This is a genomic window from Saccharopolyspora sp. NPDC002686 (assembly GCF_040295745.1).
In the GTDB taxonomy this organism is placed as follows: Bacteria; Actinomycetota; Actinomycetes; order Mycobacteriales; family Pseudonocardiaceae; genus Saccharopolyspora; species Saccharopolyspora oryzae.
The window spans coordinates 1-12,572 of sequence record NZ_JBEOVY010000040.1 but is presented as its reverse complement, the minus strand read 5'-3'; the positions used below and the strand labels follow the sequence as shown (position 1 = coordinate 12,572).

The 12,572-nt window shown below is 70.8% G+C and carries 13 protein-coding genes; 7 read left to right on the top strand and 6 right to left on the bottom strand.

Annotated features, from left to right (window positions below):
- Entirely contained in the window at window positions 1-633 is a 633-nt protein-coding gene (locus tag ABTZ89_RS08005; RefSeq protein WP_351041625.1) for a response regulator, read from the bottom strand.
- The gene (locus ABTZ89_RS08000) at window positions 633-1,898 is read right to left on the bottom strand and encodes a sensor histidine kinase (RefSeq protein WP_351041622.1); all 1,266 of its coding nucleotides are present in this window, start codon (window positions 1,896-1,898) and stop codon (window positions 633-635) included. Before ABTZ89_RS08000 ends, ABTZ89_RS08005 begins: the two co-directional genes overlap by 1 nt.
- A gap of 166 nt (window positions 1,899-2,064) precedes the next feature.
- On the opposite strand from ABTZ89_RS08000, the gene ABTZ89_RS07995 reads away from it, so the two are divergent.
- Window positions 2,065-3,132, top strand: a complete 1,068-nt coding sequence (locus ABTZ89_RS07995) for an ABC transporter permease (protein ID WP_351041619.1) — start codon at window positions 2,065-2,067, stop codon at window positions 3,130-3,132.
- The gene (locus ABTZ89_RS07990) at window positions 3,129-3,812 is read left to right on the top strand and encodes an ABC transporter ATP-binding protein (protein ID WP_351041616.1); all 684 of its coding nucleotides are present in this window, start codon (window positions 3,129-3,131) and stop codon (window positions 3,810-3,812) included. Before ABTZ89_RS07995 ends, ABTZ89_RS07990 begins: the two co-directional genes overlap by 4 nt.
- Window positions 3,813-3,858: 46 nt before the next feature.
- On the opposite strand, the gene trpS is transcribed toward ABTZ89_RS07990, so the two are convergent.
- A complete protein-coding gene (gene trpS, locus ABTZ89_RS07985; protein WP_351041613.1) occupies window positions 3,859-4,911 on the bottom strand; it encodes a tryptophan--tRNA ligase in 1,053 nt (350 codons plus the stop codon).
- A 200-nt stretch (window positions 4,912-5,111) separates the two neighbouring features.
- A complete protein-coding gene (locus ABTZ89_RS07980) occupies window positions 5,112-5,858 on the bottom strand; it encodes a GNAT family N-acetyltransferase (RefSeq protein ID WP_351041610.1) in 747 nt (248 codons plus the stop codon).
- 194 nt (window positions 5,859-6,052) lie between these two features.
- Between ABTZ89_RS07980 and ABTZ89_RS07975 the strand changes: the two genes are divergently transcribed.
- Genes ABTZ89_RS07975 through ABTZ89_RS07965 form a run of 3 tightly spaced genes read left to right on the top strand, consistent with a single transcriptional unit; the run spans window position 6,053 to window position 8,492 of the window.
- The gene (locus ABTZ89_RS07975) at window positions 6,053-6,889 is read left to right on the top strand and encodes an SDR family oxidoreductase (protein WP_270950328.1); all 837 of its coding nucleotides are present in this window, start codon (window positions 6,053-6,055) and stop codon (window positions 6,887-6,889) included.
- A gap of 47 nt (window positions 6,890-6,936) precedes the next feature.
- A complete protein-coding gene (locus ABTZ89_RS07970; RefSeq protein ID WP_270950329.1) occupies window positions 6,937-8,199 on the top strand; it encodes an MFS transporter in 1,263 nt (420 codons plus the stop codon).
- Between the two features lie 26 nt (window positions 8,200-8,225).
- Entirely contained in the window at window positions 8,226-8,492 is a 267-nt protein-coding gene (locus ABTZ89_RS07965) for a YdeI/OmpD-associated family protein (protein WP_351041606.1), read from the top strand.
- A 61-nt stretch (window positions 8,493-8,553) separates the two neighbouring features.
- Here the strand turns inward: ABTZ89_RS07965 and ABTZ89_RS07960 are convergent, their stop codons facing one another.
- Window positions 8,554-9,192, bottom strand: a complete 639-nt coding sequence (locus ABTZ89_RS07960) for a LysE family translocator (RefSeq protein ID WP_351041604.1) — start codon at window positions 9,190-9,192, stop codon at window positions 8,554-8,556.
- A gap of 85 nt (window positions 9,193-9,277) precedes the next feature.
- Entirely contained in the window at window positions 9,278-9,952 is a 675-nt protein-coding gene (locus ABTZ89_RS07955; RefSeq protein WP_351041602.1) for a DUF899 family protein, read from the bottom strand.
- A 309-nt stretch (window positions 9,953-10,261) separates the two neighbouring features.
- Between ABTZ89_RS07955 and ABTZ89_RS07950 the strand changes: the two genes are divergently transcribed.
- Window positions 10,262-11,173 carry a bacteriocin fulvocin C-related protein gene (locus ABTZ89_RS07950; RefSeq protein ID WP_351041600.1) on the top strand — a complete coding sequence of 304 codons (912 nt, stop codon included), beginning with the start codon at window positions 10,262-10,264 and terminating at the stop codon, window positions 11,171-11,173.
- A gap of 299 nt (window positions 11,174-11,472) precedes the next feature.
- Window positions 11,473-12,459: a malate dehydrogenase gene (locus ABTZ89_RS07945; protein WP_270950334.1), complete on the top strand. Its 987-nt coding sequence runs from the start codon at window positions 11,473-11,475 to the stop codon at window positions 12,457-12,459.
- The last annotated feature ends 113 nt before the right edge of the window (window positions 12,460-12,572 follow it).

Here is a 12,572-nt window from a genome sequence, read left to right as displayed (position 1 = left end):
TCAGCGGGGGCGGATGATGCCGCGTTGCAGGGCGGTGGTGATGGCTGCGGTGCGGTTGTCGACGCCGAGCTTGTCGTAGATGTGCACCAGGTGGGTCTTGACGGTGGCCTCGCTGATGAACAGCGCTTTGGACAGCGCCCGGTTGGACATGCCCTGCGCCAGCAGCTGCAGGATCTCCACTTCGCGGGGGCTCAGCGCGGGTTGCGGGCGGCGCAGGTGCCCGAGCAAGCGCGCTGCGACGCCGGGGGCCAGTGCGGTTTGGCGTTGGGCGGCCAGTTGCACGGCCTGGCACAGCTCTTCGGGTGGGGCGTCTTTGAGCATGTAGCCGGTGGCTCCGGCTTCGACGGCGGTGAGGATGTCGGCGTCGGAGTCGTAGGTGGTCAGCACCAGCACCGGTGGTCCGCCGTCGGCGGTGATGCGGCGGGTGGCGCTGACCCCGTCCATGCCGGTGGGCATCTGCAGGTCCATCAGGACGATGTCGACCTCGGTGGTGGCCAGGGCGTCGAGGGCGGCTTGCCCGTCGGCGGCTTCGGCGACCACGGTCATGTCCGGACGGTCGTCGAACATGGCGCGCAGGCCGCGCCGCACCACGGGGTGGTCGTCGACGAGCAGGATGCGCAGCGGATCGGCCATCACCGGATCTCCTCGGGGGTCAGGGGCAGCCGGATCGCCACCGCTGTGCCGTCACCGGGTGCGGATTCCACGGCCATCGACCCGCCCAGCGCGGTGACGCGTTCGCGCAGGCCGGTCAGCCCGTAGCCGCTGCCGTCGGTGGCCGTGCGCGCCGTGGTGGGGTCGAAGCCGGTGCCGTCGTCGTAGATGTCGAGGGTGACCTCGGTGTCGAGGTAGCCGAGGGTCACCACTGCGGTGGCGGCGTGGGCGTGGCGGGCGACGTTGGACAGGCTGGCTTGGGCGGCGCGCAGCAGTGCCACTTCGTAGCTGGAGGGCAGCGCGACTGGTGCGCCGTTGGTGTGCAGGTGGCAGTCGATCCCGGTTTCGCGGGCGGTGTTGGTGCACAGCCGGTCCAGCGCTTGGGGCAGACCGGCGTCGCTGAGCGAGGGCGGGCGCAGGTCTTGGACGAACCGGCGGGCTTCGTCGAGGTTGTCGGCGGCGGTGCGGTGGGCTTCGGTGATGCGGGCGCGGGCTTTGCCGGCCTCGGGTGGCAGGGCGGTTTCGGCGGCGCGCAGCAGCAGGACGATGCTGGACAGGCCTTGGGCGAGCGTGTCGTGGATTTCGCGTGCCAGTCGTTCGCGTTCGGCGGCCACTCCTGCTTGGTGCTGGGTGGTGGCCAGCTCGGCGCGGGTGCGGGTGAGGTCGTCGATGAGGTCCTGGCGGCGTTGGCTCTCGGCGTAGATGGCCGCGTATCCCCAGGTGATGATCACGGCCACGCCGGATCCGATGATCGGGCCGAGCACCATGCCGAGGCTCCACGTGCCGCTGCGCCAGCCTTGGGCGGCCACGACGAGACCGGTCACGACGACCACCGCGACCAGTGCGTGCCGTCCGCGCAGCAGGTGCAGGTGCAGGAAGAACAGCGGGAACGCCAGCCAGGAGAAGTCCGGGCTGATGATCAGCAGTCCGGCCCAGACGGCGGTGACCACCGCCAGCCAGGTCATCGCCAGCCACCGGCGGTGCAGCGCTGGGCGCAGCAGTGCACCTGCGCCGTAGACGATCGTCAGCAGTGCGGCTCCGCCTGCGGCCAGCCAGCCGATCGGCCCGGTGGGGTGGGTCAGCCAGGCCCGGGTGGTGGCGATGACCAGCAGCAGCAGGAAGCCGGCGTGGAAGGCCAGGCGCACCAGCCGCAGGACCGCGGCCAGGCCTGGGCCGGGCGAGGAGGGCGTGTCGGGCACCGCTGAAACACTAGTTGCTGTCCCCGGCTGCTCCTGCACTGCGCTCACCAGGACCTTTCTAGTCATCGTGGGTGCGGCCCGGCATCGTTCGTTCGGTTGAGTTCGGGGTGCACCCGGTGGTGGCCGGTGAATCAATCCGAGCTGCGATGTCAGCAGCGGCTGCGGTGGCGAGGCTGGAAGCCGCAATCGACCACGACCGGAAAGCAGAACATCCGTGTTCCTCGCCATCCGCGACATCCGCTTCGCCAAGGGGCGGTTCGCACTCATGGGCTCGGTGGTCGGGCTGATCACGTTGCTGATCGTGCTGCTGTCGGGGCTGACTGCGGGCCTGGCCCACCAGTCGACCTCGGCGATCACGCAGCTGCCCGCCACCCGCATCGCCTTCGGCGCCGCCACCGGGCAGGCGCCGGAGAAGTCCTTCGCCGACTCCACCATCACCCAGGACCAGCTGGACTCCTACCGCGGCGCGCCCGGCGTGCGGTGGGCCGAGCCGTTGGGCATCACCCAAACCCGTCTGGACACCCCCACCGGGGGTGCCGCGGCCACCGTCTTCGGGGTGCGCCCCGGGGCGGGCCTGTCCCCCGCCGAGGTGGCGCCGGGCTCGGTGGTGATCAGCCGCGAGCTCGCCGACGAGCACGGTCTGGCCGTGGGCCAGCACGTGCAGGCAGGTACCGAGCAGTTGCTCGTCAGCGGGATCGTGGAGGACGCCTACTACAGCCACACGCCGGTGGCGTGGACGACGTTGGAGACCTGGTCGCAGCTGCGGCCGCCCCGCGCGGATGCCGCGGTGGCCACCGTCATCGCCGCTGATGTCGCCGATCCCGCGGCTGCCGATGCCGCGGCCGGGACGGTCTCGGAGACGGTGGCCGGCAGCTTGTCGGGCATCGGGTCCTACTCCTCGGAGAACGGGTCGCTGCTGATGATGCAGGGCCTGCTGTACGCGATCTCGGCGCTGGTCATCGGCGCGTTCATGACGGTGTGGACCATCCAGCGCAGCGGCGACATCGCCGTGCTCAAGGCGCTGGGCGGTGCCACCGGATACCTGTTGCGCGATGCGCTGGCCCAGTCGGTGATCGTGCTGCTGCTCGGCGCTGGGCTCGGAGGCGCGGTGGGCGTGGGCTTGGGTGCCGCCGCTGCGCAGGTCGTGCCGTTCCAACTCACCGCTGCCACGACCGTGCTGCCCGTGGCGTTGATGATCGTGCTGGGCATGATCGGTGCCGCCCTGGCGGTGCGGCGCATCACCTCCGTCGACCCGCTGACCGCGCTGGGAGCTGCCCGATGAGTCTCGTGCTGACCGATCTGCGTGTGACCTACCCCGACGGGGATCGGGTGCTCACCGCCGTGGACGAGGTGAACCTGCAGGTCGATGCCGGGCAGCTGGTGGCCGTCGTGGGCCCGTCGGGCTCGGGCAAGTCCAGCCTGCTGGCGGTGGCCGCCACCCTGCTGCGCCCGGACTCCGGTCGGGTGGTCATCGGCGGCGTCGACACCGGTGGGCTGTCGGCGGCCGGGCGTGCCCGGCTGCGGTTGGCGGAGGTCGGCATCGTCTTCCAGCAGCCCAACCTGCTGGCCTCGCTGACCGCGGTCGAGCAGATCCTGGCGGCCCACCACATGCGCGGCCGGTCGGTGCGCCAGCAGCGGCGTGCCGCTGCTGAACTGCTGGCCGCGGTGGGCCTGGACGGCAAGCAGCACCGCCGCCCGCACCAGCTCTCCGGTGGGGAGCGCCAGCGGGTCAACATCGCCCGCGCGCTCAGCGGCCGGCCCTCGGTGCTGCTGGTCGACGAACCCACCGCCGCGCTCGACCACGACCGCGGCCGCCAGATCGTCGAACTGCTCGCCGAGATCACCCGCCAGCACCAGGTCGCCACCGTCATGGTCACCCACGACACCGAGCACCTCGAGCACGCCGACGAGGTCGTGGAGATGCGCGACGGGCGGTTGAGCGCGCTGAGCAGCCACCGCTGAGCAGCGTGGTGCCGCCAGGACGACCTGGTGGCACCACGCCGTGCGGTCAGTAGCAGGTGCCCATCGCCTCCCGCACTTCCGCGAGGGTCTGCTCGGCCAGGGCGTTGGCCATGGCGTTGCCTCGGCGCAGGATCTCGCGCAGGTAGGTGCGGTCGGTCGCGAACTGCGCGCGGCGGGCGCGCAGTGGAGCCAGGTGCTCGTTGACCGACTCGGTGACCACCTTCTTCAGCAGCGCCGCACCACCCGAACCGATCTCCTTGGCCAGTTCCTGCGGATCTCGTCCGCTGCACAACCCCGCCAGCAGCAGCAAGCTCGACACCTCGGGGCGGGCCTGCGGGTCGTAGGTGATGTGGCGCTGCGAATCGGTCTTCGCGCCGCGCAGCAGCCGGGCGGTCTCATCAGCAGTGGAGGACAGCAGGATCGCGTTGCCGCGGCTCTTGCTCATCTTGGTCCCGTCCGTGCCCAGCAGCAGCGGCGCCGCCGACAGCAGCGCCTCGGGCTGCGGGAACAACGGGCGGTAGCGGTCGTTGAAGCGGCGCGCGATGGTGCGCGTGAGCTCCAGGTGCGGCAGCTGGTCCTGGCCCACCGGCACCAGGTTGGCCTTGCAGAACAGGATGTCGGCGGCTTGGTGGGCGGGGTAGGTGAACATCAGTCCGCTGACCGCGGCCTGCCGCGAATGCGCGATCTCGTCCTTGACCGTCGGGTTGCGGCTGAGCTCGGAGACCGACACCAGGCTCAGGAACGGCAGCAGCAGCTGGTTGAGCGCTGCTACCGCGCTGTGGGTGAAGATCGTGGCCCGCTGCGGATCGATGCCGGCCGCCAGGTAGTCCAGCACCAGGTCCTCGACCCGCTGCTGCAGGTGTTCGGCGATGTCGCGGTCGGTGAGCACCTGGTAGTCGGCGATGATCACCATCAGCTCCACGCCCTGGTCCTGCAGCCGGACCCGGTTGTGCAGGGTGCCGAAGTAGTGGCCCAGGTGCAGCAGGCCGGTGGGGCGGTCGCCGGTGAGCACCCGGAACTGCTGGGGCTGGCGCTGGATGAGCTCCTCCAGCTCGGCGCTGCGCCGCGCGGCCGGGGCCGTTTCGATCAGGCTGGTCATGGTTCTCCCGAATTCCCCTCGGCGGGCTTCGGCCGAAAGCCCCGCTGGGATCGTGGGAGAGGCACGAAAAAGGGCCGTTCAACCGAACGGCCCGGAAATTTGATGTCGTGCACCACTGGTGGCCGCTCCTAACCGGAGCGCCACCAAGCCTGGCACGAACTGCGAATCACGCCCGCCACTGTACACCGCACGTCGTGCGGTCAGGCCAGGGCGAAGGTCATCGACGTCTGGGTGGTGGTGAAGCCGAGCTGCTCGTAGCGGTGCTGGGCGGTGTTGTCGATCGTGACGGCCAGTCCCACCTCCGGCCAGCCCTGGGCCGCGGTCAGCGCCAGCGCGCGGCGCAGCAGGATGCCGCCCAACCCGGCGTAGGCGGCTCCGGGGCGGCGGAACACGTCTCCGATCCAGGCCGTGCCGTTGAAGTCGTTGAGCACTAACCCCGCTACGACCTCGTCGTCGCCGTCGACGACCAGCGCGCTGGCCTCCAGCACCGGACCCAGCACCCGGCCGCTCAGCAGGGGCTGGATCATTTCGGTCAGCAGCTTCTGATCGCTGCCGTCGATCCAGTCGGGATGCCCCGGCGGGTAGGCCTCGCGCCACGCCGGCAGCACCGTGCTGGCCGGACGGTCGCACGGCACCACCCGCAGCGGCGCCTGCGGTGCCTGCTCGGCCCACTGCGGCGGTGGTGGGTCGCCGCGCAGGTCGCGGTGCATTGTCGCCGCGTGGCGCACCATGCGCGCACCGGCCCGCACAAGCTGCTTGCCGAGCTGTTCGGAGACCCCGACCCGCCAGCCGGGCAGCTCCGCCGAGAGCACCTCGAGCACCGCCGGGCCGCTGGCTTCCAGCACCCGCGCCAGCCGAGGCACACCGACCACCGGCGCGTAGGACACCGTCGTGGTGTCCTGACGCAACACCACAACACCGTCCGCAGCACCGTCTTCGCGCAGCACCCGCCAATGTCTACACCGCGATCCCCGCCCCGGGCAATGCAATTCCCGCGCCCACCCAACGACGTTGACGCCCACGACCACGGCACTAAGATCAACAACACCCCGGGTCCGGGGCTGTCCGCGACCCGCTCGCGTCGAAGAGCACCCACCGCGGGTGCCGGGCCATTCCGATCACCAACTCCAGAGAGGGCCTCGTGCCGATAGACCCCCGCCTGCGCGACCGCGTCGCCGTGATCACCGGCGCCAACAGCCCGCTGGGCATCGGCGCGGCCATCGCCCGCGCGCTGGCCCGCCAGGGCAGCAAAGTCGTGCTCGCCTCGCTGCCCGAAACACCCCCGAGCACAGCGGTCACCGGCGCGGACGCCACCTACGGCAACGCCAAGGCCACCGACACCGACCACGTGCGCGACGCGCTGCGCGCCGACGGAGCCGACGCCGAATCCCTGGCCATCGACCTCGCTGACCCCGCCGCCGCGCCCACGATCTTCGACCACGCCGAAACCGCGTTCGGGCCGGTGGAAATCCTCATCAACAACGCCGCGCACTGCGTGCCCGACACCTTCCAGCCCGAGCCGGTGCGCGGACTGGTCACCGTCGACGCCGCCGGGCTCGACGCCCACCACGCGGTCAACACCCGCGCACCCGCGCTGCTGATGGCCGAGTTCCACCGCCGCCACCTGCGCCGCAAAGCCCGCTGGGGACGGATCATCAACATCTCCACCGACGCGGCCTCCGGTGCCGCCGACGAGATCTCCTACTGGGCCACCAAGAACGCGCTGGAATCGCTGAGCCGCTCGGCCGCCGTCGAACTCGGCCCCGCCGGCACCACCGTCAACATCATCTCGCCCGGCCCGGTGCAAACCGGCTGGCTCAACGACGACCTCGCCGACCGCGTCGCCGAGCTCAGCCCCCTGGGCCGCATCGGCCGCCCCGACGACATCGCCGACCTGGCGGTCTTCCTCGCCTCCCACCAAGCCCGCTGGATCACCGGCCAAACCATCTACGCCGGCGGCGGAAAACGCATGCTGTAAACCGGAATCCGCCGTTGCCGGCACCCGAAGTCGCTAGTGTGCTGATCATGATGCGACTGGCCGATGTCGGTGACTACCGCAAGTTCTGGACCGCATCGACCACCTCGATCTTCGGCACCTACATCACCAGCCTCGCCCTGCAGGTCCTGGCCGCGGTCACCCTGCACGCCACCGCCACCGAACTCGGACTGCTCAACGCCGCACGCTGGCTGCCCTACCTGCTGCTGGGGCTGTTCGTCGGCGTCCTGGTCGACCGCTACCGCAGCAAACCCATGCTGGTCGGCGCCGACCTCGCCCGCGCGGCCCTGCTGTGCGCGATCCCGCTCCTGCACGCCACCGGACTGCTCACCCTGCCGGTGCTCATCGCCTTCGCCGCCCTGCTCGGCGTGCTCTCGCTGTTCTTCGACGCCGCCGACCAGGCCTTCCTGCCCCGCCTGGTGCCGGTGGAGATGCTGACCTCGGCCAACGCGCGGCTGGAGCAGTCCCACGCCGTCGCCCAAACCACCGGGCCGCTGCTGGCCGCCGCGCTGGTCAAAGCGATCGGCGCACCGCTGGCCATCCTCGTCGACGCGCTGTCCTACCTGATCTCCGGTGTCCTGCTGGCCCGCATCCGCACCCGAGAGCACGCCGCACCCCTCGCAACCCGGCGCAGCGTGCTCACCGAACTGCGCGAAGGCACCGCCTGGGTCTACCGGCACCGGATGCTGGCGCCCCAAGCGCTGGCCGGGCACCTGTGGTGGCTCGCCCACAGCATGCTCAGCACCATCCTCGTCGTCTACGTGCTGCGCGCCCCCGACGACGGACTGGGCCTCGACGAGGTCCAGCTCGGCATCACCTACGCCTGCGCCGGAGCCGGGGCGGTGCTGGGCGGAGCGCTGGCCAACCGCAGCGGCCAGCGGTTCGGCGCGGGACGCACCGTGGTCACCACCCGCCTGCTCATGCCGCTGCCGTGGCTGCTGATCCCCCTCACCGGCCCCAGCCCGCTGGCGATCGTGGTCCTGGGAACCTCGCAACTGCTGTTCTGGGTGCTCATGGGCCTGGAAGGACCCAACGAGATGGCCTACCGGCAAGCCATCACACCCGAACGGCTGCAGGGCCGGGTGAACACCACCATCCGCTCGCTCAACCGCGGCGCGATCGTCGTCGGAGCCCCCATCGGCGGGCTCATCGCCGATGCCGCCGGCTACCGCGTCTCGCTGTGGGTCGGCATCGCCGGCCTGATCGCCTCGGCCGCAGTCCTGGCCGCCTCCCCGGTCCGCCACGCCACCATCCCCACCTCGGCGACGCTCGACGCGCAAGCCCCGACGTGAGCCGCCAGGCCCGCTACCGTGGCCTGGTGAACAGCCAGCCAGTACCCGGCGGAGTGGTGCACGAACTGCCCACCGACCTGCGCGAAGCGTTGACCGGCAACGCCACCGCGCTCGAAGCGTGGAACGACATCACGCCCTTGGCCCGCAACGAGTTCATCTGCTGGGTCGAGGACGCCAAGCAGGACAAGACCCGCCAGCGCCGCATCCGCCGGACGCAGGAGGAGCTGGAAGAAGGACAGCGCCGCCCCTGCTGCTGGCCGGGGTGCAAGCACCGCGAGCGCACCGGCAGCTAGCAGACCCGACACCGCTCTGACCTGCGCAAACCGGCCCGGCAAGGTGCTCGACATGGCGGACTCAGGCCGGGCGGGCGCGGGAGGTCAGCAGCTGCACCGCCAACCCCGCCAGCACCGTGCCCATGAAGTAGCGCTGCACCCGCAACCAGCCCGGCCGCCGCGACAACAACGACGACACCGACCCCGCGGTCACCACGATCAGCGCGTTCACCGACACCGCCACCACGATCTGCACCACGCTCAACACCAGGCTCTGCACCGCCACCGCACCCTGCGCCGGATCGACGAACTGCGGCAACAACGACACGTAGAGCACCGCGATCTTCGGGTTGAGCAGGTTGGTCACCAACCCCATCGCGAACAACCGCCCCGGCCCGTGCTCGGGCACCTCCGCCGGGGCGAACACCGACACCCCACCCGGGCGCACCGCCTGCCAGGCCAACCACAGCAAGTACGCCGCACCGGCGACCTGCACGGCCGTGTAGAGCGAGGGCACCAGCGTGAACACCGCAGCGATGCCCGCCGAAGCCGCCGCGGCGTAGACCAGGAACCCCGCGGCGACACCGGCCAGCGACACCAGACCGGCACGGCGGCCCTGCGTCAACGACCGCGACACCAGGTAGAACATGTTCGGCCCCGGGGTGAGCACCAGCCCCAACGCCACCACCGCGATCCCGGCCACCGCACCAACACCGACCACCACGCACCTCCACACGTCGTGCAGGAGACGCTAAGCGGCGCCATCACCAGCGCGAACGGCCAATTCCGCAGAGCTGGCCTTCGGTTCATCCGTAGGTCGGGTACTGCGGCCAGCCCTCGGGACTGTCCTCCCAGTCCTGCTGACGCCCGTAGGCGGTGCGGTCCATGAACTGCGCCACCGGCAGCACCGCCTCGACGCCGCGGGCCGTGGTCATGTAGGTCAGGTAGGGCTTGCCGTCCTTGAGCAAGTAGTAGGAGTAGCCGGGCCGCAGCACTTCCTCACCCCGCTCGTTCTGCTGCGTCCAACCCCAGTCGTAGTGGTAGGTCGTCCCCGACGACGAGACCCAGAGGTGCTCCCAGCCGCGCTTGGCGCGCCAGGCCTCGAGCTTGTCGATCGGAGCCTGCGAGATCAGCGCGAACGCCATCGCCTCATCGGACATGCGCCGCATGTCGGCGGGCAGGTTGTCCACCGCCCACGAGCAGCTCGGACACCCCTCGTCCCAGTCGGGACCGAACATCACGTTCTGCACCACCAGCAGGTACGCGTCACCGAACAGCTCGGTCAGCCGCACCGGCCCGTCCGGGCCGGTGAACGCGTAGTCGTCCACCTCGACCATCGGAAGACGCCGGCGACTCGCCGCGACCCGGTCGTTGTGCCGCGTGACTTCCTTCTCCGCCGCCACCTGCTCGGCCAGTGCGTCGTCGAACCGCTCGCGGTCGACGATCTCCGGAGCGGCGAGCGGTTGGTCCTGCTTGGTCACGGTGGTGCCTCCCATCGGTGATCTGCCGGGCAGTGCGCGAAGCCCACCAACTCAGACCGCGCCACCGGCGCGAACTCATCGCCGCGTTCCGGAAATCCGCCGGACGGTGTCCCAGGATTTCCCATCCGACGAGCGAAAACGGAGGTAAGAGCGGCGAGGACGTCCCGGCCTGAACACGGGATGGGCAGTGCCTTGTGGCCGTGCCGCACGCGCAGGACGGTCATCAAGGGACTCGCGCAGCACCAGCGGCGAACGAGCGCGAGTTCGACGGGGATGCCGCATGAGATGTTCGAACACTTGGGGGATTCGATGACGAACGCGTCCGACCGGTGGGTGCTGGCCTTCGACGGCTCCTGCCGGGTCTGCCGGAACATGTCCCGCGCCGTGGCCGACGCCAGCGGCGACAAGCTCGAAGTCCTCCCGCTGGCACATCCGGACGTGCGGGCGTGGCGCGAACAGGCACTCGGCGCGGACCCGGTGTGGGCGCCCACGCTGATCCACCTGCGCTCCGGCCACGCCCGCGCCTGGGCCGGGATCCCGCTGGGACTCGCCCTGGTCCGGCACCTGGGCCCCCGCTCCACGCTGGCCGTGCTCACCGCGCTAGGCCGGACGCGCCACACCACGCACCGCAAACGCCTCGGCGCCCTGCCGCTGCTCGCCGGACTCGCCGTCGCGGCCAGCCTGACCAGGATCGGCCCGTCCGGAGGCAACGGCGACGACCCCGATGCTTGGGTGGCGGCCAACAAGGACCAGCTCCCGCAGACCTACGCCGCCTTCGCCGAGCACCCGATGTCCTACCGCAAGGCGATCTTCAACGCCTCGCCGGCGGCCACCAAGAGCCGCCTGTGGGTCGACCACCTCCAGCAGTACCGCACGGCGCACCCCGACCTGTCCAAGGACCAGGTGCGAGTGCTGCAGCACGCCGCGGACGTCCTCGGCGACGAATCGCTGTACGCCCAGCCCGCTCCGCCCGAGCTGGACCGGACGATGGAAGACCTGCGCCACGAGGTCAACGCCGCCTTCGGCGGGCAAGCCCAGTCCCTGATCGCCACCCTCGGCCCACCCGACGCCGGCATCGGCATCGCCAAGACCGAATGCCAGTGCAGCACCAAGAGCGACTACTGCTGGATGGGCTGCGTGCCCACCAAGGACTGCAAGCGGGTGGGCGGCTGCGGGGCCGGCTGGCTCTACACCTGCAACGGGTGGTGCGAAGGCCCCTGATCCGGCTGCTCCCGCACCACCGCAGCCCGATGGCCGACGGGATCTCCCCGACCCGCCGGCCATCGGGCACAGCCCGGTCGATCACCCCGCGAAGCACGCCCCGACCAGCGACTTCACCCGCACGACCCCGGACGTGGTACCGCGGCAGCACCGCCACCCCTGGTGTGGTGATCACCGGCGGGCTGAATCGGTCCTGCGGCTCGTCCACTGTGATCCGTGGCGGGCCCACCGCAGCGCTCCGCCGCTGGCGATAGCATCCGAGCTAGGCAATCACCCGGCGAGCAGGAGAACGAAACCTCATGACCAAAGCTCCCGTCACCGTGACCGTCACCGGTGCGGCCGGTCAGATCGGCTACGCGTTGCTGTTCCGGATCGCTTCCGGTCAGCTCATCGGGCCCGACACCCCGATCAAGCTCCGCTTGCTGGAGATCCCGCAGGCGGTCAAGGCGGCCGAGGGCACCGCGATGGAGCTCAACGACTGCGCCTTCCCGCTGCTGGAGAGCATCGACATCACCGACGACGCGCGCACCGCCTTCGACGGCACCAACGTCGCGCTGCTGGTCGGTGCCCGCCCCCGCGGCAAGGGCATGGAGCGCGGTGACCTGTTGGAGGCCAACGGCGGCATCTTCAAGCCGCAGGGCGAGGCCATCAACGCCGGTGCCGCTGAGGACGTGCGCGTGCTGGTGGTCGGCAACCCGGCCAACACCAACGCGCTGATCGCCCAGGCCCACGCGCCGGACGTGCCTGCCGAGCGGTTCACCGCCATGACCCGCCTGGACCACAACCGGGCGCAGACCCAGCTGGCGCAGAAGCTGGGCGTGTCGGTCTCCGACATCAAGAAGCTGACGATCTGGGGCAACCACTCCGCCACCCAGTACCCGGACCTGTTCCACGCCGAGGTCGGCGGCAAGATCGCTGCCGAGCAGGTCGAGCAGTCCTGGCTGGCCGACGAGTTCATCCCCACCGTCGCCAAGCGCGGCGCGGCCATCATCGAGGCCCGCGGCGCTTCCTCGGCGGCCTCGGCGGCCAACGCCGCGATCGACCACGTGCACACCTGGGTCAACGGCACCCCCGAGGGTGACTGGACCTCCGCCGCGGTCGTCTCCGACGGCTCCTACGGCGTGCCGGAGGGCCTGATCTCCTCGTTCCCGGTCACCGCCCGGGACGGCAAGTTCGAGATCGTGCAGGGCCTGGAGATCGACGAGTTCTCCCGCGCCCGCATCGACGCCTCGGTCAACGAGCTCGTCGAGGAGCGCGACACGGTTCGCAAGCTCGGCCTGATCTGAGCCCACCCTGTGGGGGCGGCCCGCCCCGGCGGGGGGGGCGCCCCACCGCCGTGCACCCGCCGACCGCGCACGGCAGCGCCGGGCAAAAACGCGGGGGGTGGGAGAAGTAGGTG